26 protein-coding genes are annotated in these 24,242 nt (G+C 69.3%); 22 read left to right on the forward strand and 4 right to left on the reverse strand.

Annotated features, from left to right (window positions below):
- From KF708C_RS28685 to KF708C_RS28695, 3 genes are all read left to right on the forward strand, one after another.
- The coding region (locus KF708C_RS28685; RefSeq protein WP_059414751.1) for a DUF3108 domain-containing protein at nt 1-751 on the forward strand (751 nt) is incomplete at its 5' end.
- 90 nt (nt 752-841) lie between these two features.
- Entirely contained in the window at nt 842-1,684 is an 843-nt protein-coding gene (gene pcaD, locus KF708C_RS28690) for a 3-oxoadipate enol-lactonase (protein ID WP_020206340.1), read from the forward strand.
- A gap of 235 nt (nt 1,685-1,919) precedes the next feature.
- On the forward strand, nt 1,920-2,177 hold the full coding sequence (locus tag KF708C_RS28695) for a BTH_I0359 family protein (RefSeq protein WP_017227282.1): 258 nt from the start codon (nt 1,920-1,922) through the stop codon (nt 2,175-2,177).
- 143 nt (nt 2,178-2,320) lie between these two features.
- On the opposite strand, the gene KF708C_RS28700 is transcribed toward KF708C_RS28695, so the two are convergent.
- Nucleotides 2,321-2,713, reverse strand: coding sequence for a rhodanese-like domain-containing protein (locus KF708C_RS28700; RefSeq protein WP_020206339.1), 393 nt, complete (start codon nt 2,711-2,713; stop codon nt 2,321-2,323).
- Nucleotides 2,714-2,890: 177 nt separating this feature from the next.
- Here KF708C_RS28700 and KF708C_RS28705 point away from each other — a divergent pair, with 177 nt between their 5' ends.
- The 6 genes from KF708C_RS28705 (at nt 2,891) to KF708C_RS28730 (ending at nt 8,968) form a co-directional block, all read left to right on the forward strand.
- On the forward strand, nt 2,891-3,991 hold the full coding sequence (locus tag KF708C_RS28705) for a homocysteine S-methyltransferase family protein (protein WP_059414753.1): 1,101 nt from the start codon (nt 2,891-2,893) through the stop codon (nt 3,989-3,991).
- Nucleotides 3,992-4,032: 41 nt separating this feature from the next.
- The gene (gene metH, locus KF708C_RS28710; protein WP_082080086.1) at nt 4,033-6,780 is read left to right on the forward strand and encodes a methionine synthase; all 2,748 of its coding nucleotides are present in this window, start codon (nt 4,033-4,035) and stop codon (nt 6,778-6,780) included.
- Nucleotides 6,781-7,029: 249 nt separating this feature from the next.
- Nucleotides 7,030-7,344: a hypothetical protein gene (locus tag KF708C_RS28715; protein ID WP_020206336.1), complete on the forward strand. Its 315-nt coding sequence runs from the start codon at nt 7,030-7,032 to the stop codon at nt 7,342-7,344.
- A 256-nt stretch (nt 7,345-7,600) separates the two neighbouring features.
- Complete coding sequence (locus KF708C_RS28720) at nt 7,601-8,233, forward strand: response regulator (protein WP_059414755.1); 633 nt, start codon at nt 7,601-7,603, stop codon at nt 8,231-8,233.
- 100 nt (nt 8,234-8,333) lie between these two features.
- The gene (locus tag KF708C_RS28725; RefSeq protein WP_059414757.1) at nt 8,334-8,741 is read left to right on the forward strand and encodes a response regulator; all 408 of its coding nucleotides are present in this window, start codon (nt 8,334-8,336) and stop codon (nt 8,739-8,741) included.
- A gap of 83 nt (nt 8,742-8,824) precedes the next feature.
- Nucleotides 8,825-8,968: an entericidin A/B family lipoprotein gene (locus KF708C_RS28730; protein ID WP_020206332.1), complete on the forward strand. Its 144-nt coding sequence runs from the start codon at nt 8,825-8,827 to the stop codon at nt 8,966-8,968.
- A 260-nt stretch (nt 8,969-9,228) separates the two neighbouring features.
- On the opposite strand, the gene KF708C_RS28735 is transcribed toward KF708C_RS28730, so the two are convergent.
- Entirely contained in the window at nt 9,229-10,650 is a 1,422-nt protein-coding gene (locus KF708C_RS28735; protein ID WP_020206331.1) for a CHASE3 domain-containing protein, read from the reverse strand.
- A gap of 297 nt (nt 10,651-10,947) precedes the next feature.
- On the opposite strand from KF708C_RS28735, the gene KF708C_RS35140 reads away from it, so the two are divergent.
- The 3 genes from KF708C_RS35140 to KF708C_RS28740 all read left to right on the forward strand — a co-directional run bounded on the left by KF708C_RS35140 (nt 10,948) and on the right by KF708C_RS28740 (nt 11,848).
- Nucleotides 10,948-11,121 (forward strand): DUF1328 family protein, encoded by a 174-nt coding sequence (locus tag KF708C_RS35140; protein ID WP_020206330.1) that lies wholly within the window; start codon nt 10,948-10,950, stop codon nt 11,119-11,121.
- Between the two features lie 75 nt (nt 11,122-11,196).
- Nucleotides 11,197-11,358 (forward strand): DUF1328 domain-containing protein, encoded by a 162-nt coding sequence (locus tag KF708C_RS35145; protein WP_020206329.1) that lies wholly within the window; start codon nt 11,197-11,199, stop codon nt 11,356-11,358.
- A 43-nt stretch (nt 11,359-11,401) separates the two neighbouring features.
- Entirely contained in the window at nt 11,402-11,848 is a 447-nt protein-coding gene (locus KF708C_RS28740; RefSeq protein WP_020206328.1) for a DUF883 family protein, read from the forward strand.
- Nucleotides 11,849-12,178: 330 nt separating this feature from the next.
- On the opposite strand, the gene KF708C_RS28745 is transcribed toward KF708C_RS28740, so the two are convergent.
- Nucleotides 12,179-12,499 carry a DUF1840 domain-containing protein gene (locus KF708C_RS28745; protein WP_020206327.1) on the reverse strand — a complete coding sequence of 107 codons (321 nt, stop codon included), beginning with the start codon at nt 12,497-12,499 and terminating at the stop codon, nt 12,179-12,181.
- A gap of 250 nt (nt 12,500-12,749) precedes the next feature.
- Here KF708C_RS28745 and argS point away from each other — a divergent pair, with 250 nt between their 5' ends.
- The 5 genes from argS (at nt 12,750) to KF708C_RS28770 (ending at nt 17,914) form a co-directional block, all read left to right on the forward strand.
- Nucleotides 12,750-14,543, forward strand: coding sequence for an arginine--tRNA ligase (argS, locus tag KF708C_RS28750; RefSeq protein ID WP_059414759.1), 1,794 nt, complete (start codon nt 12,750-12,752; stop codon nt 14,541-14,543).
- Nucleotides 14,544-14,659: 116 nt separating this feature from the next.
- Complete coding sequence (locus KF708C_RS28755; protein WP_020206325.1) at nt 14,660-15,415, forward strand: SPOR domain-containing protein; 756 nt, start codon at nt 14,660-14,662, stop codon at nt 15,413-15,415.
- Between the two features lie 90 nt (nt 15,416-15,505).
- Entirely contained in the window at nt 15,506-16,144 is a 639-nt protein-coding gene (locus KF708C_RS28760; RefSeq protein WP_020206324.1) for a thiol:disulfide interchange protein DsbA/DsbL, read from the forward strand.
- A gap of 142 nt (nt 16,145-16,286) precedes the next feature.
- The gene (locus tag KF708C_RS28765) at nt 16,287-17,087 is read left to right on the forward strand and encodes an SDR family oxidoreductase (RefSeq protein ID WP_059414761.1); all 801 of its coding nucleotides are present in this window, start codon (nt 16,287-16,289) and stop codon (nt 17,085-17,087) included.
- Complete coding sequence (locus KF708C_RS28770; RefSeq protein WP_059414763.1) at nt 17,084-17,914, forward strand: helical backbone metal receptor; 831 nt, start codon at nt 17,084-17,086, stop codon at nt 17,912-17,914. The genes KF708C_RS28765 and KF708C_RS28770 overlap by 4 nt, the downstream gene beginning before the upstream one ends.
- 33 nt (nt 17,915-17,947) lie before the next feature.
- On the opposite strand, the gene KF708C_RS28775 is transcribed toward KF708C_RS28770, so the two are convergent.
- Nucleotides 17,948-19,021: an MBL fold metallo-hydrolase gene (locus KF708C_RS28775; protein ID WP_020206321.1), complete on the reverse strand. Its 1,074-nt coding sequence runs from the start codon at nt 19,019-19,021 to the stop codon at nt 17,948-17,950.
- A 206-nt stretch (nt 19,022-19,227) separates the two neighbouring features.
- Between KF708C_RS28775 and KF708C_RS28780 the strand changes: the two genes are divergently transcribed.
- The 5 genes from KF708C_RS28780 to can all read left to right on the forward strand — a co-directional run bounded on the left by KF708C_RS28780 (nt 19,228) and on the right by can (nt 24,157).
- A complete protein-coding gene (locus KF708C_RS28780; RefSeq protein WP_029044304.1) occupies nt 19,228-19,668 on the forward strand; it encodes a MerR family transcriptional regulator in 441 nt (146 codons plus the stop codon).
- A gap of 138 nt (nt 19,669-19,806) precedes the next feature.
- Nucleotides 19,807-20,274 (forward strand): PaaI family thioesterase, encoded by a 468-nt coding sequence (locus KF708C_RS28785; protein ID WP_059414765.1) that lies wholly within the window; start codon nt 19,807-19,809, stop codon nt 20,272-20,274.
- 86 nt (nt 20,275-20,360) lie between these two features.
- Nucleotides 20,361-21,542 (forward strand): isovaleryl-CoA dehydrogenase, encoded by a 1,182-nt coding sequence (locus tag KF708C_RS28790; RefSeq protein ID WP_059414767.1) that lies wholly within the window; start codon nt 20,361-20,363, stop codon nt 21,540-21,542.
- A 138-nt stretch (nt 21,543-21,680) separates the two neighbouring features.
- Nucleotides 21,681-23,489 carry a bifunctional isocitrate dehydrogenase kinase/phosphatase gene (gene aceK / locus KF708C_RS28795; protein WP_020206768.1) on the forward strand — a complete coding sequence of 603 codons (1,809 nt, stop codon included), beginning with the start codon at nt 21,681-21,683 and terminating at the stop codon, nt 23,487-23,489.
- Entirely contained in the window at nt 23,486-24,157 is a 672-nt protein-coding gene (gene can, locus KF708C_RS28800) for a carbonate dehydratase (RefSeq protein ID WP_059414769.1), read from the forward strand. Before aceK ends, can begins: the two co-directional genes overlap by 4 nt.
- Nucleotides 24,158-24,242 lie beyond the last annotated feature (85 nt).

Consider the following 24,242-nt stretch of genomic DNA (forward strand, 5'->3'; position numbering starts at 1 on the left):
GAGCCCCGCCGCGGCGGGCGGCGGCGGCGACGCCGGCGCTGCCGCCTCCGCGCCGCCGGCGGCGCCCGCCTCGGCCGCCGCGCCCGCGCCGGCGCCGGCCGACACCACCCGCTACGCGGCGCCGCCGTCGACGCTGCTGCACTACGCCAGCTTCGTCAACGGCATCCAGAATCCGGACGGCCTGATCCGCTGGCAGAACGACGGCAGCCGCTACCGGCTGGAGGTGGAAACGCACGTGCTGTGGTTCCGCTTCGCCTTCTTCAGCAGCGGCGCGCTGGGCGAGCACGGGCTGGCGCCCGAGCGCTACGAGGAAAGCCGCCGCAGCCGCGTGGAGGCGGCCCGCTTCGACCGCGCCGGCGGCCTGCTGGTGTTCGAAGGGCGCGACAAGCAGGTGCCGCTGCCGCCCGCCGCGCAGGACCGCTTCAGCGTGTTCCTCCAGCTGGTGGGCATGGTGCGCGGCGATCCGCAGCGCTACGCCGCGCCGGGCGTGACCGAGAGCTTCGAGGTAAGCGACACGCGTGACCTGGAGCCGATGCAGGTGCAGTATGTGGGGGAAGAGGACGTCGATACGGGCCAGGGCGCGGTGCGGGCCAAGCACTTCGTGCGCCTGCCGCGGCACCCCGGCGACCGGCGCCGCGTGGAAGTGTGGCTGGCGCCGTCGCTGCAATGGCTGCCGGTCAGGCTGCGGCAGACCGAGCCCGACGGCACGCAGATCGAACTCGTCTACCGCGACAGCGAAGCGCTGCGCTGAGCCCGCCGCATGCCGCGCCCCGCGGCGGCGGGGCGCGGTGGCCGGTCGTGTCGTCGTCATTCGTGCCGTCGTCATTTCAGGAGGTCCGCCATGCATGCCGTCCAGCCACCCACCGAAAGCCGCCGCGTGCGCGTCGGCGACATCAGCCTGCATGTGCGCATCGACGGCGGCGACGGCCCCTGGGTGATCCTGGCGCACGCGCTCGGCGCCGACCACACCCTGTGGGACGCCACCGCGCGGCACCTGGCGCCGCGCTACCGCGTGCTGCGCTACGACCTGCGCGGCCACGGCCAGAGCGACGCGCCGATCGGCGCCTACTCGATGATCCGGCTGGCCGACGACGTGGCCGGCCTGATGGACGCGCTGGCGGTGCCGGAGGCGCATTTCGCCGGCGTGTCGGTCGGCGGCATGATCGGCCAGACCCTGGCGCTGCGGTATCCCGAGCGGCTGCTGTCGCTCACGCTGGTCGACACCATCGACCGCACGCCGCTCGAGGCGCACCCGATGTGGCACGAGCGCATCGGCCACGTGGAGGCGCACGGCATGGCCGGCGTGGCCGACGGCACGCTGCAGCGCTGGCTGACCGGACCGTTCCGCGCCGCGCACCCGGACGAGGCCGAGCGCGTGCGCCGGATGCTGCTGGCCGCGCCGGTGCACGGCTACGTGGGCACCGCGCTGGCGATCATGGCGTTCGACCTGGCCGGCGCCATCGCGCGCATCCGCTGCCCCACGCTGGTGGTGGCGGGCGAGGAAGACCAGAGCGCGCCGCCGGCGATGGCGCGCGCGATCGCCGGCGCGATCCCGGCCGCGCGGCTGGAGATCCTGCCGCGCGCGGCGCACCTGGCCCATATCGAGCAGGCCGAGCGCTTTCATGCGGTGCTCGACGCATTTCTCGGCAGTGCCGCCTGCGGGGCCCAGTGCGCCGCGCCATGAGCAAGACTTTTCCGCCCGGCTCAAGAACTTGCCGGCACCGCCGTTGCCCAATATAACGAGGGAACGCTTATCGGGCAGTAAAGCGGTCGTTCGAGCGGTTCGCCGGCAGGGAATCTTGAAAACACGGCGGACGCCCTCAGCTTGGAGGTGAAATCGCGGTGGGGCCGGGGCACGATTCCGGCGAATGCAACAACGATGGGCCCGCCGCCAACCCATGACAGCCCGGAGGTGTGCCATGCAAATGATCTACAACAGCGACAACTATTGCATCGTCGAGTTTGGCGCGGATGTCGAGCATGCGCCTCTTGCCTCGGGCGGCTATGAAATCGTCGACAAGAACCTGAAACGCGAGATCTTCCTCGGCGGCCAGATGGCCGAGAGCTTTCGCGCGGACGTGAAGCGTCTGATCGAAAGCGAGCCGTCGGTGGAAGAGGTGGATGATTTCCTCGGGAAGTTCGATACCGTGATGACGCATCCGCTGGTGATGCACTGAACGCAGCCGACGCGGCGGGGCCGCCGTCCTTCCCCCGCGGGAGGGCGGCGCCGGCAGCCGGCTTCGCGCAGCAGGAAAGCCCGTGCCGCCGAGCGCACGGGCTTTTTGCTTCTTGCCGCGCGCGCAAGTGCCGGCGCAGCGGTTCAGTACTGTTCCCAGGGCAGGCCGGCGTGGCGCCAGCCGTTGAGCGTGTTGCGGTGGCGCTCGGCGTCGAGGTCGCCCTCGAAGCCATGCAGCACGCTGTAGACCGTGCTGAAGCCCGCGCCTTCGAGCGCGCGCGCGGCCGCCGCCGAGCGGTTGCCGCTGCGGCAGATCAGCAGCACCGGCCGCGCCGAGGCCTGGCCGGCCAGCTTCTTCACCGCCTGCACGAAATGCGGGTTCACCTCCCAGTCGGGCCCGTCGTTCCACGGCACGTTGTGCGCGCCCTTGGGATGGCCGACGAACAGGTATTCCATCTCGCTGCGGCAGTCGATGAAGAGCGCGTCGGGCGATGCGCCGAGCAGGGCCTGCGCGTCGACGGGGCTGAGGTGTTGCATGGGCTGGGTTTGCGTTGGGGTTGGGGGAGGGCGGGATTTCCGCAGTGTAGGGCCGGCGCCGGCCGGGCCGCAACCGCCGGGCGGCGCGCGAGGCATCCGGCGGCGGCGCCGCGTAATCCGCAAACCATTGATGTAACTGATAAAATCGACATCTTTTCCCTGCCGCAGAAGCCCCTCATGAGCGCCGCCCCAAGTTCCGCCTCGCTGCCCGCCGCGCATCCGCCGGCGCCCCCCTACACCCGCGCGGCCAGCCTGCCCGCCCTGCTGCGCCAGCGCATCCTGATCCTGGACGGCGCGATGGGCACCATGATCCAGCGCTACAAGCTGTCCGAGGCGGACTACCGCGGCGAGCGCTTCGCCGGCCACCACGTGGACGTCAAGGGCAACAACGAGCTGCTGCTGCTCACGCGCCCGCAGGTCATCAGCGAGATCCACGAGCAGTACCTGGCCGCCGGCGCCGACCTGATCGAGACCAACACCTTCGGCGCCACGCGCGTGGCGCAGGAGGACTACAAGATGGCCGGGCTGGCCTACGAGATGAACGTCGAGGCGGCGAAGCTCGCGCGCGCCGCCTGCGACAAGTACAGCACGCCGGACAAGCCGCGCTTCGTGGCCGGCGCGTTCGGCCCCACGCCCAAGACCGCCAGCATCTCGCCTGACGTCAACGATCCCGGCGCGCGCAACGTCAGCTTCGAGGAACTGCGCCAGTCCTACTACGAGCAGGGCAAGGGGCTGCTCGAAGGCGGCGCCGACGTGTTCCTGGTCGAGACCATCTTCGACACGCTCAACGCCAAGGCCGCGCTGTTCGCCATCGACCAGTTGTTCGAGGACACCGGCGAGCGCCTGCCGGTGATGATCTCCGGCACCGTGACCGACGCTTCCGGCCGCATCCTGTCGGGCCAGACCGTGGAGGCGTTCTGGAACAGCCTGCGCCACGCGCGCCCGATCACGTTCGGCCTGAACTGCGCGCTCGGCGCCACGCTGATGCGCCCGTACATCGCCGAGCTGGCCAAGATCTGCGACGCGGCGGTGTCGTGCTACCCGAACGCCGGCCTGCCCAACCCGATGAGCGACACCGGCTTCGACGAAACCCCGGAAGTCACCTCGTCGCTGGTGGACGAGTTCGCCGCCTCCGGCCTGGTCAACCTGGTGGGCGGCTGCTGCGGCACCACGCCCGAGCACATCGCCGCCATCGCGCAGCGCGTGGCCAGCCGCAAGCCGCGCACCTGGCCCGGCCAGTACCGCGACAGCGGCAGCGACGACGCAGCCGCAGCGTGAACCCGCCGCGCGCCCACGAGCCCACCGAACAAGACCAAGCCATGACCCAAGCTACCCTGCCGCCGCGCCCGATGCGCCTGTCCGGCCTCGAACCCTTCACCATCGACGAGGACACGCTGTTCGTCAACGTCGGCGAGCGCACCAACGTCACCGGCTCCAAGGCCTTCGCGCGCATGATCCTCAACGGCCAGTTCGACGAGGCCCTGGCGGTGGCGCGCCAGCAGGTCGAGAACGGCGCGCAGATCATCGACATCAACATGGACGAGGCCATGCTGGACTCCAAGGCCGCCATGATCCGGTTCCTCAACCTGATCGCCTCGGAGCCGGACATCGCGCGCGTGCCGATCATGCTGGACTCGTCCAAGTGGGAAGTGATCGAGGCCGGCCTGCAGTGCGTGCAGGGCAAGCCGGTGGTCAACTCGATCTCGCTCAAGGAAGGCGAGGCGCAGTTCCGCCACCACGCCGGGCTGATCCGCCGCTACGGCGCCGCCGCCGTGGTGATGGCGTTCGACGAGAAGGGCCAGGCCGACACCTACGCGCGCAAGACCGAGATCTGCAAGCGCAGCTACGACATCCTCGTGGGCGAGATCGGCTTCCCGCCGGAGGACATCATCTTCGACCCGAACATCTTCGCGGTGGCGACAGGCATCGAGGAGCACAACAACTACGCGGTGGACTTCATCGAGGCCACCGCGTGGATCAAGCAGAACCTGCCCTACGCCAAGGTCAGCGGCGGCGTGTCCAACGTGTCGTTCTCGTTCCGCGGCAACGACGCGGTGCGCGAGGCCATCCACACCGTGTTCCTGTACCACGCGATCAAGGCGGGCATGGACATGGGCATCGTCAACGCCGGCCAGCTCGGCGTGTACGACCAGCTCGACCCCGAGCTGCGCGAGCGCGTGGAAGACGTGGTGCTCAACCGCCGCGAGGACGCCACCGACCGCCTGCTCGAGATCGCCGACCGCTTCAAGGGCGGCGGCGCCAGGAAGGAAGAGAACCTGCTGTGGCGCGGCACGCCCGAGAACCCGGTGCCCGTGGGCGAGCGCCTGGCGCACGCGCTGGTGCACGGCATCACCACGTTCATCGTCGAGGACACCGAGGAAGTGCGCCAGCAGGTCGAGGCGCGCGGCGGCCGCCCGATCGAGGTGATCGAAGGCCCGCTGATGGACGGCATGAACATCGTGGGCGACCTGTTCGGCGCCGGCAAGATGTTCCTGCCGCAGGTGGTCAAGAGCGCGCGCGTGATGAAGCAGGCGGTGGCCCACCTGCTGCCCTACATCGAGGAGGAGAAGCGCCTGCTGGCCGAGGCCGGCGGCGACGTCAGGGCGCGCGGCAAGATCATCATCGCCACGGTCAAGGGCGACGTGCACGACATCGGCAAGAACATCGTGTCGGTGGTGCTCCAGTGCAACAACTTCGAAGTGGTCAACATGGGCGTGATGGTCCCGTGCAACGAGATCCTGGCGCGCGCCAAGGTCGAGGGCGCGGACATCGTCGGCCTGTCCGGGCTGATCACGCCGTCGCTCGAGGAAATGGCCTACGTCGCCTCGGAGATGCAGCGCGACGACTACTTCCGCATCAAGAAGATTCCGCTGCTGATCGGCGGCGCGACCACCTCGCGCGTGCACACCGCGGTCAAGATCGCGCCCAACTACGAAGGCCCGGTGGTCTACGTGCCGGATGCCTCGCGCTCGGTCAGCGTGGCCTCGAGCCTGCTGTCCGACGAAGGCGCGGCGCGCTACCTCGACGAGCTGAAGACGGACTACGAGCGCATCCGCCACCAGCACGCCAACCGCAAGGCCACGCCGATGGTGACGCTGGCGCAGGCGCGCGCCAACAAGACCAGGATCGACTGGAGCGCCTACGTGCCGCCCAAGCCGAAGTTCATCGGCCGGCGCGTGTTCCGCAACTACGACCTCGCGGAGCTGGCCAACTACATCGACTGGGCGCCGTTCTTCCAGACCTGGGACCTGGCCGGCAAATTCCCCGACATCCTCAACGACGAGATCGTCGGCGAGTCCGCGCGCAAGGTCTTCTCCGACGGCAAGGCCATGCTGTCGCGCCTGATCCAGGGCCGCTGGCTGAGCGCCAACGGCGTGCTGGCGCTGCTGCCGGCCAACACCGTCAACGACGACGACATCGAGATCTACACCGACGAGAGCCGCGGCCAGGTCGCGCTGACCTGGCACAACCTGCGCCAGCAGAGCGAGCGCCCGGTGATCGACGGCGTGATGCGCCCCAACCGCTGCCTGGCCGATTTCATCGCGCCCAAGGACAGCGGCATCGCCGACTACATCGGCGTGTTCGCGGTCACGGCGGGCATCGGCGTGGACAAGAAGGAAGCCCAGTTCGAGGCCGACCACGACGACTACAGCGCGATCATGCTCAAGTCGCTGGCCGACCGCCTGGCCGAGGCCTTCGCCGAATGCCTGCACGAGCGCGTGCGCCGCGATCTGTGGGGCTACGACGCCGGCGAGGTGCTGACCAACGACCAGCTGATCGAGGAGCGCTACCGCGGCATCCGCCCCGCGCCCGGCTACCCGGCCTGCCCGGAGCACACCGTCAAGGCGCCGATGTTCGACTACCTCAACGCCGCCGAGATCGGCATGGGCATCACCGATTCGCTGGCCATGACGCCGGCCGCGTCGGTGAGCGGCTTCTATCTCGCGCATCCCGAGTCGACGTATTTCTCGGTCGGCAAGATCGGCCAGGACCAGCTCGACGACATGGCCGCGCGCCGCGGCGAGGAACGCAGCGTGCTCGAGCGCGCGCTCGCGCCGAACCTGTAACCGCATCTGCGCGGCGCGCGCGCCGATACGCGCCGATACGCGCCGCCGCCGCGCCGCAAGCCGTTGGGCAGGCAGGGAAAACGCCCGCCCGCGCGCGGCGGCGCGGCCTCGGCGGGGTTTCACCACTCCTTACAAGGCATTACATCTCCTAACAGACCGCGCCGCGGCGCGTCCCTAGACTGGGGGCTCACATCAAGTGAACGCCGCGGCGAGCGTTTCGCCGCGGAGCCAACTGCAAGGAGCCTCTCCATGAACAAACTGCTGATCTCCCTTTCCGCCCTGTCGATCGCCGCCGCTTCGTCGCTGGCCCTGGCGCAAGGTACCGGCGCCGATGCCAAGGCAGGCGCCGCCGGCACCCTGGCGGCGCCCGCGGTGAGCGCGCCCGCGGACAAGGGCGTGGCGGCCGGCGCGGATGTGAACGCGGGCAGCGACAAGGGCGCGGACGCGAAGGCCGGCGCGCACGCCAGGACCGGCAAGCACGTCAGCCACGCCAAGGCCAGGAAGGGCACGGCCGCCGAGACCGGCGCCACGGCCGACACGGGCGCCGCGGCCAAGGTCCAGTAAGCCCGCCAGGGACTGCAGGCCTGCGCTCCTCTCCCGCTTGCGGGAGAGGAGCCGGGGGAGTGGGCCGGAGCATCAACGAAGTCATCGTCCTCCCGCCCCCATTCTCCATCCCCATTCCGCCCCCCTGCCACCGCGCCTTGTCAGCCTTACACCGACATTCCCGCGGCTTTGTAACCACTACAATGTTTTAGTCCACTGGCCCAGTGGGCATGCCCGTTCCGACCGGAACGGCGCATCCATGCCCAGGGAGAGACCCATGATCCGCGTCCTGATCGCCGACGATCACCAGATCGTGCGCGCCGGTCTGCGCCAGTTCATCTCCGACGAGCCCGACATCCGGGTGGAAGGGGAGGCTGCCAGCGGCGACGAAGTCATGACCCGGCTGCGCGAGCACGAGTTCGACGTGGTCGTGCTCGACATCTCGATGCCCGACCGCAACGGCATCGACGTGCTCAAGCTGCTGCGCCAGCGCCATCCCGACCTGCCGGTGCTGATCCTGTCCACCTACCCGGAGGACCAGTACGCCATCAACCTGATCCGTGCCGGCGCCTCGGGCTACCTCACCAAGGAAAGCGCGCCGGACGATCTCGTCAAGGCGATCCGCACCGTGGCCCAGGGCCGCCGCTACGTCAGCGCGACGGTCGCGGACCTGCTGATCGGCGGGCTCGACAAGCCGACCGACCAGCCGCTGCACCAGACCCTGTCCAAGCGGGAATTCCAGATCTTCTGCAAGCTGTCGCGCGGCCAGTCGGTCTCCGTGATCGCCGACGAGCTGTTCCTCAGCGTCAAGACCGTCAGCACGTACCGCTCGCGCATCCTGGAAAAGATGGGCATGAAGACCAATGCGGACCTGACCTACTATGCCATCAAGAACGGGCTGGTGGAGTAGGCGCCGCCCCGGCCGCGGCGGCAGAACCATCGCTTGGCCGACACCCCTGTAGGACGGACGCCGATAGTTGCTTTCCATGCCCAGTTGCTACCATTGAATCATGTCGGATCAAGCTGTGGCCTCTTCGTATCGCGCGCTGCGGGTCTTGCTCATCGAGGACTCGGCGGTCCTGCGGGGTATGTTGCTTGAGTACCTGACCGCGTTTCCGTTCGTCGAGGCCGTGGATTGGGCGGATACCGAAAGCTCGGCGCTGCGCCTCTACGAGGCGGGCAGGCACGAGGTCGTCATCGTCGACCTGCAGCTGCGGCAGGGCAACGGCATCAACGTGCTGCGCGCCATGCGGAAATCCGTGCCCTCGGGCATCCGCATCGTGTACACGAATCACGCGCAGGTGCCGACCTACCGGCGCCAGTGCGCCGAGGCCGGAGCCGACTACTTCTTCGACAAGTCGCTCGAGCTCGAGCAGGTATTCCGCGTCATCGAGGAATACGCGCAGGCGGGCGCCTGAACCGGCGGCCGCGCCGCCGCGGCCTTTCCCACTGGCGCATTCCCGTCGCGGCGCCGCCGCGTCAACCACGCAAGGAGAAAATCATGAGAAGACTGATGGCGTTGTTCGCCCTGGCGGGTGTCGTCCTGGTGACCGGCTGCAATACCGTGGCGGGCGCGGGCAAGGACATAGAGCGCGGCGGCGAGAAAATGCAGGGCGCCGCCGAGGACACCAGGCAGAAGATGTAAGGCGGCGGCGCGGCGCCGCGAACGAAAACGGCGGACGCTCCGGTGTTCCGCCGTTTTTTTATGGGCTGCTGGCAGGCCTCAGGTTGCCGGTGGTTTGCTCCCCTCTCCCACGTCGTGGGAGAGGGGCCGGGGGAGAGGGCGGGCGCTCGCGCATGCTGAAAGCTTTCACTTCGTGGTGGCGCTGGCCCTCTCCCCCGACCCCTCTCCCGCAGGCGGGAGAGGGGAGACCACGGGCGGCGCGTTGATGTTGCCGGCGCGGGCTAACCCGGCGCGCGCGGCGTCCCGGTCTCGCCGAACGCCTCGTCGTCGTTGCGCTCGGGCGCCACGATGGCGTCGGTCAGCGGCACTTCCACGTGGATGGTCACGCCGGCGCCGGGCCGCGAGCGGATGTCGATGGTGCCGCCGAGCGCGATCACGCGCTGCTCCATGCCCAGCAGGCCGTGGTGCCCGGCCGTGCGGCGCGTCTCGAAATCCTCGGGCAGGCCGCGGCCGTTGTCGCTGACCTCCAGCGTGAGCATGCCGCCGCCGTCGTCCAGCGTGATGGTCACGCGCTTCGCCTCGGCGTACTTGCTGGCGTTGGTCAGCGATTCCTGCACGATGCGGTAGAGCGCGATGGCGGCATCGTCGCGCAGCGGCGGCACGCTCTCGCCGAGCAGCACGTCGGCCTCCCACTGGTTGCGCGCGGCGACTTCCTCGGCCAGTTGGCCGATGGCTTCCTTCAGGCCCAGGTTGAGCAGCACCGTGGGCCGCAGGTCCTCGATCAGGCGCCGCTTGATCTGGATGCCCTGGTCCACGTGCAGCATCACGCGGGTGAGCTTTTCCTTCACGTCGGGATGGGTGTCCTCCAGGCGCCGGCGCACCCAGTGCATGTCGAGCTTGGTGGCGGTCAGGATGGCGCCGAGCTCGTCGTGCAGCTCGCGCGCCAGGCGCGTCTTCTCGTCCTCGGTGACGCGCTGCAGGTGCGAGGCCAGCGCCGACAACTGGCGCGTGCGCGCGCGCACCATGCGCTCCAGGCGCGCGCTTTCCTCTTCCAGCTCGCTGCGCGCGGCTTCGGACACCGCCATGCGGCGCGAGTGCTGCAGGCCGACCACGACCAGCAGCACGATGTTGATGGCCGTCAGCAGGCCGATGCCGTAGCGCGACAGCGCCAGGTCGCGGTCGGCGTACTCGAGGCTGCGCGAGACCGAGGCGGACTCGCGCGCGAGCAGCGCCTCGAGCCCGCGCCGCGCGTTGTCCATCGTCTGCTTGCCGAAGTCCGTGCGCACCAGGTCGAGCGCCACTTCCACGTCGCGCTTGCCGTAGATCAGCGTCAGGTCCATCTCGGTGAGCTTGCGGTTGACGGCGGTGGACGCCGCGGCGAACAGCTTGAGCGATTCGGGATCGTTGGCGTAGCGGTTGCGCAGCGCGCTCATCAGCGCATTGATGCGCGGCAGGGCCTGGTAGTAGGGCTGCAGGTAGTTTTCCTTGCCGGTCAGCAGGAAGCCGCGCTGGCCGGCCTCGGCATTGACCAGCTCGCCGATCAGCGAGGTGATCTGGCCCTGCACCTGCTGCGACTGGATCACCTGGGTATAACCCTCGCGCAGGCGGATGTTGCCCGCCTCGGAGGCCATCAGCACCACCACCGTCAGCAAGATGCCGCCAGCCAGCAGCAGCGTGGAGCGCAGCATGGACTGCTTGAACATTGTCGTTTCCCGATGCCGGGGCGGGGCCGGGACTGCGCCGGCACGCGCCGGCGCCGGGCGGTGGGGCATGCCGGCCGCGCACCCTGTCGGCGACGATGGAAGCATATCGGCGCGGCCCGGTCAACCTGCCGCGCGGCGCCGGTGCCCGCCGGCCCGCGCCGGCATTGGCCTTGTAGGAATCCGCTGACACCGGAATCGGTGGCGCGGGGGTGCCTGCGCCGGGGCGCGCTTTCTACCATGAATCCATGAGCTTGCGCCTGCCGCGCGAGCCGCACAGCGCAGCAAGGAGAAACGCCGATGCTCAAGTGGGCACTGATCTTCGCCGTGGTTTCCGTGATCGCGGGCCTGCTCGGCTTTACCGGCATCGCCGCCGGGGCCGCCGGCATCGCCAAGATCCTGTTCTTCATCTTCGTGGTGCTGTTCGTGCTGTTCCTGGTCCTCGGCGTGACCGTGTTCAGGGCGGTGAAGTAGCGGGCGCCGGACAGACCGCGGAACGCCGCCGCAGGACCCGCGCGCGGGGCCGAACCCATCCAGGGAGCCGTCATCATGTTGCACTACGCACTCGTATTTTTCGTCATCGCGCTGATCGCGGCGCTGTTCGGCTTCGGCGGCATCGCCGCGGGGGCCGTCGAGATCGCCAAGATCCTGTTCTTCATCTTCCTGGTGGTGGCGCTGGTGACGTTCGTCATCAGCCTGGTCAGGCGATAGGCGCCGCGGGAACGATGGCCAGGACAGACATGGAGGGACAACGATGCTGACCCACAACCCGAAGGTCCGGAAGGAACTTGCGCACCTGGCCGACAGCGCCGGCAGCACGGTGCGCCAGATGCGGCATGCCGCGCGCGACACGCGCGGCGCGGCGCGCGACGCCGCCGGCCCGGTGGCCGAGGAAGTGCGCTCGCTGATCGCGCAGCTCGAGCAGACGATGGAAGTGCTGGGGCGCGAAGGCTCGTCCGAGGCCGTGCAGGCCGGGCGGCGCCTGCAGGACCGCGCCAGCGCGCTCGGCGAGCACCTGCGCCAGGCCACGCTGGACGGCGCCAGCCGCGCCCGCGAGCGGGTCGACCACGCCGTGGAGGGCGTGCAGCAGCGCGTGGTCGAGTCGCCGCTGAAGGCGCTCGGCATCGCCGCCGCGGTCGGCGCCTTCGTCGGCCTGCTGCTGGCGGTCAACGGTCGCGCCGGCCGGGGCGGCGGCGACTGACGCCGCGCGCGGCCCCCGCGCCCGGCCACGCGCCGCAAGCTAGGGCAGATTCTCGCCTTCGGGGCGGCGAATGCCGCATCGGGCGCCCCGAGGCCGCCGCCGACCGGTTTTGACTCCTTTCGACCCGCTTCGACCCGCTTCGACTCCTTTCGACCGCTTTGATCTTCACCCCCTTCCGGATCTGCCTCCCTGATCCGGCAAGCCCGGCCGGCCCCGGCCGGGCTTCTTTTTTTCCGGCGCCGGCCAGACGCGACAAAGCCCGCGTCAGCGGGCTCCGGCGGAACGGGAACAGCAAGGAACAACGGCAACGGCAGGGCGCGGACGGCGCCGCTAGACGCCCCACATCACTTCGGTGTTCTCGCGCTGCGAGGCGCGCAGCATGTCCAGGAACGGAAAGGCGCGCTGGCCCAGGTGCAGCGGCTCTTCCTCGTCCTCGTCGGCCTTGTCCGGCGACACCGCCGATTCCGCCGGGTGCGCCCGCCTGGCGTCGGCGACCGCGGCCTCGAGCTTGTGGATCGCGCGCGGCAGCTCATCGGCGGTGATCACCCCGCGTTCTCCCAGGTGCTTGCCGATAATCCCGAGTAGCGTGACGGCGAGATCCTTCATCATGATGAGGTCTTGCGCCGCGTGGGATTTGAAGGTGATCAGCATGATATTTCCTTTCCTTGGCTACAGCGAACTGACGAGACCGCGCGTCGTGTCCCGGAATCGGGGCGGGGGCGCGCAGCGGCCGGTTTGGGGCGCGCTGCATGATGTCAGCATAGCACCTGATAAAATCCGCGTTCTGCAATTCATTGCCTGCCACGCGACGCGGCATCCACATGCCGCCGCGTGACGGTGCCGCCACGGCGGGACTGCCGCGCCGGCACCGTACAACTGCCCCCGGGGCCACGATACATCCATGCTGCCTGTTCAGACCACCAATCTCGCCGCCGCGTTCGACGACGCCGTGCGCGCCCTCGCCCCGGCCGGCGCCACGCTGCCCGCCGCGACCTTCGAGCGCCCCAAGGCCGCCGCCCACGGCGACCTCGCCTGCAACCTCGCCATGCAGGTCGCGCGCGCGCTCAAGCGCAACCCGCGCGAGCTGGCCCAGCAGATCGTCGACGCGGTCAAGGCCGACGCGCGCACCGCGGACCTGGTGGCCGGCATGGAGATCGCCGGGCCCGGCTTCATCAACCTGCGCCTGACGCCGGCGGCCAAGGCCGACGTGCTGCGCGCGGTGCTCCAGCAGGGCGACCGCTACGGCGCCCAGGCGCGGGGCGCGCGCGGCAACGTGCTGGTGGAGTTCGTCTCGGCCAACCCGACCGGGCCGCTGCACGTCGGCCACGGCCGCCAGGCGGCGCTGGGCGACGCGCTGGCCAACCTGCTCGACTGGCAGGGCTTCGCCGTGCACCGCGAGTTCTACTACAACGACGCCGGCGTGCAGATCCAGACCCTGGCGCTGTCGGTGCAGGCGCGCGCGCGCGGCCTCAAGCCGGGCGACGCGGGCTGGCCCGAGTCGGCCTACAACGGCGACTACATCGCCGACATCGCCGCCGACTTCCTGGCCGGCAAGAGCGTGCGCGCCTCCGACGGCGACGCCGTCACCGCCTCCGGCAACGTCGAGGACATCGACTCGATCCGCAAGTTCGCCGTGGCCTACCTGCGCAACGAGCAGGACATCGACCTGCGCGCGTTCGGCGTCAAGTTCGACCGCTATTACCTGGAATCGTCGCTGTACACCGACGGCAAGGTCGAAGCCGCCGTGCAGTCGCTGGTCGCCAAGGGCAAGACCTACGAGAACGAGGGCGCGCTGTGGCTGCGCACCACCGACGACGGCGACGACAAGGACCGCGTCATGCGCAAGGGCGACGGCACCTACACCTACTTCGTGCCCGACGTGGCCTACCACACCACCAAGTGGGAGCGCGGCTTCGCCAAGGTCATCAACGTGCAGGGCAGCGACCACCACGGCACCATCGCGCGCGTGCGCGCCGGCCTGCAGGGGCTGGAGATCGGCATCCCGGTCGGCTATCCCGACTACGTGCTGCACAAGATGGTCACGGTCATGCGCAACGGCGAGGAGGTCAAGATCTCCAAGCGCGCCGGCTCCTACGTGACCGTGCGCGACCTGATCGAGTGGAGCAACGGCGCCGAGGGCGGCGAGACCATCCGCGGCTGCCTGGAGGCGGGCGTGGCGGACTGGCCGTCGCACTTCACGCGTGGGCGCGACGCGGTGCGCTTCTTCCTGCTGTCGCGCAAGGCGGACACCGAGTTCGTGTTCGACGTCGACCTCGCGCTCAAGCAGAACGACGAGAACCCGGTGTACTACGTGCAGTACGCCCATGCCCGCATCTGCTCGATCTTCGAGTCGTGGGGCGGCGCCGGCTGGGAAGCCAGGCTCGCCGCGCTGGCCGGCACCGACCTGGCGCCGGTGACGGGCGCGGACGCCAGCCCGCAGGCGCTCGCGCTGGGGCAGCGCCTGGCCGACTTCCCCGACATGCTGGCCGCGGCGGCGGCGGAACTGGCGCCGCACGCGGTGGCGTTCTACCTGCGCGACCTCGCCGGCGACTTCCACGCCTTCTACAACACCGACCGCGTGCTGGTGGACGACGAGCCGGTCAAGCTGGCGCGCCTGGCGCTGCTGGCCGCCACGCGCCAGGTGCTGCGCAACGGCCTGGCGGTGATCGGCGTGTCCGCGCCGCAGCGGATGTAAGTCCCTGCTTACCGCGGCCGCGCCGGGCCGGCGGCCGCGCGTGTCGTCCTGACCACAGACAGTGATGCGTGTCACGGCGCAGGCTCTATAATCGCGCCATCACGCAAGAGGAATTCATGCAACAGCAACGCAAGCGCGCTCCGCGCAATGCCAGCCGCGCCCCGCAGCGCGGCGGTACGTTCCTGGGACTGGTGCTGGGCCTGATCGTCGGCCTGGCGATCGCGGTGGTGGTCGCCTTGTACATCACCCGTTCCCCGGCGCCATTCCAGCAGAAGAACGGACAGAAGCAGGCCGAGCCCGGCAACGTCGTCAGCAACCTGCCCGCGCCGGCGCAGGAAGCCCCGAGCGATCCGAACAAGCCGCTGTGGAGCAAGACCCCGGCCAAGCCGGTCGGCCCCGCCGCCGAGCCCGACCAGCCCGCCGGCCCGGCGCCCACGGTCAGGCCGGCCGAGCGCCCGGCGCCGCCGGTGGTCGCCACCCGCCCGGCCGACAAGCCGGCCGAGCGGCCTGCCGAGAAGCCGGCCGACAAGCCCGCCGCGGTGGCGCAGAAGCCCGCCGACAAGGCAGCCGAGAAGCCCGCCGAGAAGCCGGTCGCCGACCCCATCGCCGAGATCGCCCAGGCCGACGCCAACAAGGTCGGCTACCTGCTGCAGGTGGGCGCCTTCCGCTCGCAGGACGACGCCGACCGCCAGAAGGCCAACCTCGCCATGCAGGGCTTCGAGGCCAAGGTGACGGAGCGCGAGGTCAACGGCGTCAAGCTGTACCGCGTGCGCCTGGGGCCGTACAACAGGATCGAGGACATGAACCGCTCGCGCGACCGCCTGCAGTCGTCGGGATTCGAGGCTTCGGTCATCCGCTTCACCAAGCAGTAAGCAACCGTAACCAAGCCGGCGCGCCGCCGCTGAACCGGAAAGCCCGGCCGCTGTCATACGCACATCGCCCATTCTCGAAAGCCGCGCCTTATGAAGAAACTCGCCACCTTGTTCGCCACGCTGGTCGCCGTGACCGGTTTCCTGATGAATGCGCCCGCGCAGGCCGCCGCCCCCGCCGCCGGCAAGGAATACCAGGTCCTGAAGGCGCCGCAGCCCGTCACGCCGGGCAAGATCGAAGTCACCGAGTTCTTCTGGTACGGCTGCCCGCACTGCTTCGACTTCGAGCCCGAGCTCGAGGCGTGGGTCGGCAAGCAGGGCAAGGACGTGGTGTTCAAGCGCGTGCCGGTGGCCTTCCGCGACGATCTGCTGGCGCACACCAAGATCTTCTACACGCTGGAAGCGCTGGGCAAGCTCGACGCCATGCACGGCAAGGTCTTCAACGCCATCCACGTCGAGCGCAAGCGCATGCTCGACCCGAACGAGATCGCCGACTTCATGGCCAAGAACGGCATCGACCGCAAGGCCTTCCTCGACACCTACAACTCGTTCTCGGTGACGACCAACTCGCAGCGCGCCAACAAGATTGCCGACGCCTACAAGATCGACGGCGTGCCGACCATCGTGGTGCAGGGCAAGTACGCGACCTCGCCGTCCATCGCCGGCACCAAGGCCGCCGCCATCCAGACGATGGACTACCTGGTCGGCCAGGTGCGCGACAAGAAGCTGTAATCTTCCCCGCGGCGGCAGCCGGCCCGATGGCCGCGCCGCCGCCGGCCCGACCGGCAGCGCTGGCTCCCAGCCGCCGGACCGCATCGGGCGGGTCCGCCGGCATGGCCATGTTGCGGTTTTCCCCTGGACCCTTCCCATCCCGATGCGAGCTCAGAAAGTCTTCCTTACCGGCGCGTCGAGCGGACTCGGCCAGGCCCTGGCGCGCGAGTACGCCGCGCGGGGCGCCATCCTCGGGCTGGTCGGCCGGCGCGAAGCCACGCTGCGCGAGCTCGCCGCCAGCCTGCCGAACCCCAACGCGGTGCGCGTCTATGCCGCCGACGTGCGCGACGCGGCCGCCATGCAGGCCGCCGCGCAGGACTTCCTCGATCATTTCGGCTGCCCCGACGTGGTGATCGCCAACGCCGGCGTGTCGGTGGGCACGGTCGCCAGCGAGCGCGAGGACCTCGAAGCGTTCCGCATGGTGATGGACACCAACTGGTTCGGCGTGCTCACCACCTTCCAGCCGTTCCTGCAGCCGATGCGCGCGCGCGAGCCCGGCGCCGGCGGCTGGCGCGGCACGCTGGTGGGCATCGCCAGCGTGGCCGGCGTGCGCGGCCTGCCCGGCGGCGGCGCCTACAGCGCCTCCAAGTCCGCCGTCATCAAGCTGCTGGAAAGCCTGCGCCTGGAGCAGCGCCGCGAGCGCATCCGCGTGGTCACGATCGCGCCCGGCTACATCCGCACGCCGATGACCGAGCACAATCCCTACCGCATGCCGTTCCTGATGGACGCCGACGTGTTCGCCCGCAAGGCCGTGCGCGCGATCGCCGCGGGCCGGCGCTTCGCCGTGTTGCCGTGGCAGATGGGCGTGGTCGCCTCCGTCCTGCACCTGATGCCGCGCTGGCTCTACGACGCGCTGTTCGCCCGCGCGCCGCGCAAGCCGCGCGGCCCGGACCGCCAGCCATGAGCTGGCAGGATGCCGCCGGCGCCTGGCACGGCGCGGCCGGCGGCGCGGTCCGCATCGCCTCGCTGGTGCCTTCCGTGACCGAGCTGCTGTTCGCGCTCGGGCTGGGGCCGCGCGTGGTGGCGCGCACCGGCTTCTGCGTCCATCCCGAGCCGGCCGTGCGCGCCGTCGCCAAGGTGGGCGGCACCAAGGACGTCCGGCTCGAGCGCCTGCGCGCGCTGGCGCCCACCCACGTCATCGTCAACATCGACGAGAACCGCCGCGAGACCGTCGACGAGATCCGCGCGTTCGTGCCGCACGTGATCGTGACGCATCCGTGCGCGCCCGAGGACAACCTCGCGCTGTACCGGCTGCTGGGCGGCATCTTCGGCCGCGAGGCCGAGGCCGGCGCGCTGTGCGGCGCGCTGGAGGCGGTGCTGGCGCAGGCGCGGGCCCGGCCGTGGCCGGCGCGCCGGGTGCTGTACGCGATCTGGCAGGACCCGTGGATGACGGTGTCGCGCGACACCTACATCAGCCGCATGCTGGCGCTGGTCAACTGGCGGACCTGGCCGGCGGCGCCGGCGCAGGCGTGCGTGGACGGCGATTGCAGCCGGCCCAACGCGCCCGATGCGCGCTATCCGAGCTTCCGCTGGAGCGACGCGCTGGTGCGCGAGCTCGACCTCGTGCTGCTGTCCACCGAGCCCTACCGCTTCACCGAGGCGCACGCCGACGCGCTCGAGCGGCAGCTCGGCAAGGAAGTGCTGCTCGCGGACGGCGGGATGGTGTCGTGGTACGGCAGCCGCGCGGTGGACGGCGTGCGCTACCTGATGGACCTCGCCGCGCAGGTCTGACGCACCGTTCCGGCACGGCTGTCCGGCGGGGCCTCAGGCCCGGAACCGCACGATGCCGTCGTCGCCCACTTCGCGGCGCACTTCGCCCGCGTGCCACAGCAGGTGCAGGTGCGCCAGCGCCTCGCCCATCGCGAAGGTCATCTGGTGGATGTCGAACTGCCGGTTGAAGATCACGCCGACGATGTCGTGCGCGTTGCAGGCTGCCCGCGCGCACGCCGCGCGCGTCTCGGCCAGCCGCTCCACGTGGTGCTCGCGCAACTGGCGGATGCGCGTGTGCAGGTTGCGGAACGGCTTGCCGTGCGACGGCAGGATCAGCACGTCCTGCGGCAGCGGCTCGTACTTGCCGAGCGAATCGAGGTAGAGCCTGAGCGGGTTGGCCTCCGGTTCCATGTCGAACACGCTGACGTTGGTGGAGATGCGCGGCAGCACCATGTCGCCCGAGATCAGCACGTTGGTGGCGGCGTTGTACAGCGCCACGTGCTCGGGCGCGTGGCCGAAGCCGGTGATCACGCGCCAGCCCGAGGTGGCCGGGTCGGTGCCGATATGGACCGTGTCGCCGTCCATCAGGCGGCGGTACTGGCCCGGCAGGTCGGGCACCAGCGACGGGTAGTAGCTCTTGCGCGCGCGCAGCTTCTCCAGGCTGTCGGGGTCGGTCAGGCCGTGGCGGGCGAAGTGGCTGGCGGCGAAGTCGCCGCCGGCGTTGGAGCCGGCGCCGGTGCCGCCGCCCATCACGCGCGCGTTCATGTAGTCGCCCAGGCTCATCCACAGCCGCACGTCCCAGCGCTTGCACAGCCAGTGCGCCAGCCCGATGTGGTCCGGGTGGCAGTGCGTGGCCAGCACGCGCAGCACCGGCAGGCCTTCGAGCTCGTTGGCGAAGATGGTTTCCCAGTGCGCCTTGATGGTGTCGCTGGTGATGCCGCAGTCGATCACGGTCCAGCCGTCGCGCCCGTCGAGCCGGTCGCGCAGCAGCCACAGGTTGATATGGTCCAGCGCGAACGGCAGCGGCATGCGCAGCCAGTACACGCCGGGCGCGACTTCCTGGCGGGCGCCGGCGAGCGGCAGGGTGTCGCCGAACGGGTATTGGAGCTGGTGTTCGAGTGCGTTCATGAGCGTCTCTCCGGTCCGAAGCCCTGCGCGCGCGGCGCGGGCGGGCTTTCTTGTCATGGTGCCGCGGACCGCGGAGGCAGGCGCACGGCGTGGTTGCCACGGGTTTTGATTGACGCTAACGTTAACGTCAATCGGAACGGGCTTCCGCCATCTTAAGCGAAAACTTCATTCCGCAACGAACGACCGTTCACTTTTCACGGGCCACCATGCCAGCTTCGCCAGCCTTGCCAGCCGCGCCGACCTACACCATCACCGACCTCGCGCGCGAGTTCGAGGTGACCCCGCGCGCCATCCGCTTCTACGAGGACCAGGGCCTGCTGGCGCCCGAGCGCGAAGGGCCGGGCGGGCGCAAGCGCGTCTACAACGGGCGCGAGCGCACCCGCCTCAAGCTCACGCTGCGCGGCAAGCGGCTGGGCCTGACGCTCAACGAGATCCGCGAGATCCTCGATCTCTACGAGTCGCCGCGCGACACCGCGCCCCAGTTAGAGCGCTTCCTGCACTCGCTGGCGCGGCACCGCGGCGCGCTCGAGCGCCAGCTGGAGGACCTGCAGGCCCAGCTGGCCGAGATCGACCAGCACGAGCGGCAGTGCCGCGCGCTGCTCGCCGGGCAGGCCGCCGGACCGGGCGCCGAAGTCAAAAGCGCCTGATGGCCGTCTTTCTGGCGCTTGGCGCCGGATTTGATTGACGTTTACGTAAACGTAAATAAAATAGCTTCGCAATCCGTCATCCGTGCCGCCGCGCCATCGCATCATCATGCCCGGCGGCCGGCCAACCCAGGAAACGCCATGCCCGCAGCCCCCGCTCCCGTCTCCGGCAACACGCTTCCCGCGGCCCGCGCGGACGCCATCGCCACCAGCTTTGCCCGCCAGGGCCTGATGACCACCTTCGGCGCCGCGCTCACGCGCATCGAGCACGGCGAGGTGGAGATCGCCATGCCGTGGTCCGAGGGCGTCACCCAGCAGCACGGCTTCTTCCACGGCGGCACGGTCGGCGCGCTGGCCGACAGCGCGTGCGGCTACGCCGCGCTGTCGATGGTGGCCGAGGGCGAGGCCGGGCTGACCGCCGAGTACAAGATCAACCTGCTGTCGCCGGCGCAGGGCGAGCGGCTGGTCGCCGTGGGCCGCGTGCTCAAGCCCGGCCGCACGCTGATCGTGGCGCAGGGCGACGTGTTCTGCGAGAAGGACGGCGCGCGCAAGCAGGTGGCCACCATGCTGATGACGCTGTGCGTGGTGCGCACGCTCGGCCACGTCTGACGACGGTCCGGCGCACGAAGACAACGATCGCGCGCTCACGCAATCACGCAATCACGCAATCACGCGATCACGATAAGGAGACCGACATGACAGAACTCCCCGGCCTGAACTTCCACCTCGGCGAAGACATCGACATGCTGCGCGCGAGCGTGCGCGACTGGGCGCAGGCCGAGCTGGCCCCGCGCGCCGCCGAGATCGACCGCACCGACCAGTTCCCGATGGACGCCTGGAAGAAGATGGGCGACCTCGGCGTGCTCGGCATCACCGTGGCCGAGGAATACGGCGGCGCCAGCATGGGCTACCTCGCCCACATGGTGGCGATGGAGGAAATCAGCCGCGCCTCGGCCTCGGTCGGCCTGTCCTACGGCGCGCACTCCAACCTGTGCGTGAACCAGATCCACCGCAACGGCAGCGCCGCGCAGAAAGCGAAATACCTGCCCAAGCTGGTCTCGGGCGACTGGATCGGCGCGCTGGCCATGAGCGAGCCCAATGCCGGCTCCGACGTGGTCAGCATGAAGCTGCGCGCCGAGTTCAAGGGCGACCGCTACGTGCTCAACGGCACCAAGATGTGGATCACCAACGGCCCGGACTGCGACGTGCTGGTGGTCTACGCCAAGACCGAGCCGGACCTGGGCGCGCGCGGCATGACCGCGTTCATCGTCGAGAAGGGCATGAAGGGCTTCTCGGTGGCGCAGAAGCTGGACAAGCTCGGCATGCGCGGCTCGCACACCGGCGAGCTGGTGTTCGAGGACGTGGAAGTGCCGGTGGAGAACATCCTCGGCGCCGAGAACGGCGGCGCGCGGGTGCTGATGAGCGGGCTGGACTACGAACGCGCGGTGCTCTCGGGCGGGCCGGTCGGCATCATGCAGGCGTGCATGGACGTGGTCACGCCCTACATCCACGACCGCAGGCAGTTCGGCCAGAGCATCGGCGAGTTCCAGCTGATCCAGGGCAAGGTGGCGGACATGTACACCACCCTGCAGGCCGCGCGCAGCTACCTGTACACGGTCGGCAAGAACCTCGACGCGCTGGGCCGCGAGCACGTGCGGCAGGTGCGCAAGGACTGCGCGGCGGTGATCCTGTACACGGCGGAGAGGGCCACGTGGATGGCGGGCGAGTCGGTGCAGATCCTGGGCGGCAACGGCTACATCAACGAATACCCGGTGGGCCGGCTGTGGCGCGACGCCAAGCTGTACGAGATCGGCGCGGGCACCTCGGAGATCCGCCGCATGCTGATCGGGCGCGAACTGTACGCCGAGACGATGTGACGCCAGCGTGACAAGCGGGCCGGCGGCCGGCCATCGCGCCAAACAGGCAGCGCCGGCCCCTCGAACCAATTTACAATCTCCGGAAACTCGCAGTCGTTGCCCGCAGTCGTCGCTTTTTCCTTGCCACCGGCCCGCGCCATGTCCCACTTCCCCAAGCTGCTGTCCTCGCAGATCGCTTACGACGTGGCCCGCACCATGCTGGACGGGTTCGACAAGCACTATCGCCTGTTCCGCGAGGTCAGCCACGAAGCCAAGCGGCGCTTCGAGGCGGCGGACTGGCACGGCCTGCAGCAGCTCCAGCGCGACCGCATCGCCTTCTACAACGAGCGCGTGCGCGAGACCAGCGTGATCCTGGAGGACGAATACGACGCCGAGCGCATCGAGGACGAGATCTGGCAGCAGATCAAGCTGCACTACATCGGCCTGCTGACCAACCATCACCAGCCCGAGCTGGCCGAGACCTTCTTCAACTCGGTGTGCACGCGCATCCTGCACCGCTCGTATTTCAACAACGACTTCATCTTCGTGCGCCCGGCCATCTCGACCGAGTACATCGAGAACGAGGAGTCGCCCACGCGGCCGACCTTCCGCGCCTACTACCCGGGCAGCCGCGCCGGCATGGCGGCCTGCTTCGAGCGCATCGTCCACAACTTCCAGCTCGATCTGCCGTTCGAGGACCTGCGGCGCGACATCGACTACGTGGTGCGCGCCGTCACCGAGTATTTCGGCGACTTCCGCATCGCGCCGAATTTCCAGGTCCACGTGCTGTCGTCGCTGTTCTTCCGCAACAAGTCGGCCTTCATCATCGGCCGCGTGGTGAACGCCGACCGCACCTACCCGCTGGCCATCCCGATCGTGCACGCGCCGGGCGGCAGGCTCATGCTCGACACGGTGCTGCTGAAGAAGGAACAGCTGCTGATCCTGTTCTCGTTCACGCACGCCTACTTCATGGTCGACATGGAGATTCCCTCGGCCTACGTGACCTTCCTGCGCGACATCATGCCGCGCAAGCCGCGCGCCGAAATCTACACCTCGCTGGGTTTGCAGAAGCAGGGCAAGAACCTGTTCTACCGGGACTTCCTGCACCACCTGCAGCATTCGTCGGACAAGTTCATCAGCGCGCCCGGCATCAAGGGCCTGGTGATGCTGGTGTTCACGCTGCCGTCGTATCCCTACGTGTTCAAGGTCATCAGGGATTTCTACCCGGCGCCCAAGGAGACCACGCGCGAGCTGGTCAAGTCCAAGTACCAGCTCGTCAAGCAGCACGACCGTGTCGGGCGCATGGCCGACACGCTCGAATACTCCGACGTGGCCTTCCCGCTGTCGCGCTTCGACGACGCGCTGGTGCGCGAGCTGGAACTGCACGCGCCGTCGATGATCGAATACCAGCGCGGCAAGGACGGCGGCGAGGAGATCGTGGTGCGCCACGTCTACATCGAGCGCCGCATGACGCCGCTCAACATCTGGCTGCAGGAAGGCTCGGACGCGCAGGTCGAGCACGGCATCGTCGAGTACGGCAACGCCATCAAGGAGCTGATCGCCGCCAACATCTTCCCCGGCGACATGCTGTACAAGAACTTCGGCGTCACGCGCCACGGCCGCGTGGTGTTCTACGACTACGACGAGATCGAATACCTGACCGACATCAACGTGCGCCGCGTGCCGCAGCCGCGCAACGAGGAGGAGGAGATGTCCGGCGAGCCCTGGTACAGCGTGGGCCGCCACGACATCTTCCCGGAGACCTACCGCACTTTCCTGCTGGGCGACGCGCGCGTGCGCGCGGCGTTCCTGCGCCACCACGAAGATTTCTTCGACCCCGCCATGTGGCAGGGCCACAAGGACCGGCTGCTGGCCGGACACATCCATGACTTTTATGCCTACGACGTCAAAGAGCGCTTCATCAACCGCTACGGCGAGCCCGCTGCCGCCGCGAGGAGGGCAGCATGAGTGACGCCATCGATCAACTGTTCCGCAACAACCGCGAGTGGGTCGACCGCGTCAACGCGGAAGACCCCGGCTTCTTCATGCGCCTGGCCAACCAGCAGGCGCCCGAATACCTGTGGATCGGCTGCTCCGATTCGCGCGTGCCGGCCAACCAGATCCTCGGGCTGGCGCCCGGCGAGGTGTTCGTCCACCGCAACATCGCCAACGTGATCGTGCACAGCGACCTTAACGCGCTGTCGGTGATCCAGTTCGCGGTGGAGGTGCTCAAGGTGCGCCACATCACCGTGGTGGGCCACTACGGCTGCAGCGGCGTGAAGGTCGCGCTGATGCGCGAGCGCGTCGGCCTTGCCGACAACTGGCTGCGCCACGTGCGCGACGTGGCCGACAAGCACGGCGCCTACCTGGGCACCGTGACGCGCGAGGAAGACGCCCACACGCGGCTGTGCGAGCTCAACGTGATCGAGCAGGTCAACAACGTGTGCCAGACCACCGTGCTGCAGGACGCCTGGAGCCGCGGCCAGGAAGTGACCGTGCACGGCTGGGTCTACGGCGTGTCCGACGGCCTGCTGCGCGACCTCGGCATGGCCGCCAGTAGCAACGACGAGCTGCACCTGCAGCTCGAGGCGGCGTACCGCCAGTTCGGCGATCCGCCGCAGGCGTCGATCCGCTGACGCGCGCGGCGCGGCAGCGGCGCATTCACGGCAGGGCGGTTCGCGCCGCCCGCCATTGCAACCCACACATCAACGGAGACATACC

Source organism: Cupriavidus basilensis, assembly GCF_000876015.1.
GTDB lineage: Bacteria > Pseudomonadota > Gammaproteobacteria > Burkholderiales > Burkholderiaceae > Cupriavidus > Cupriavidus basilensis_B.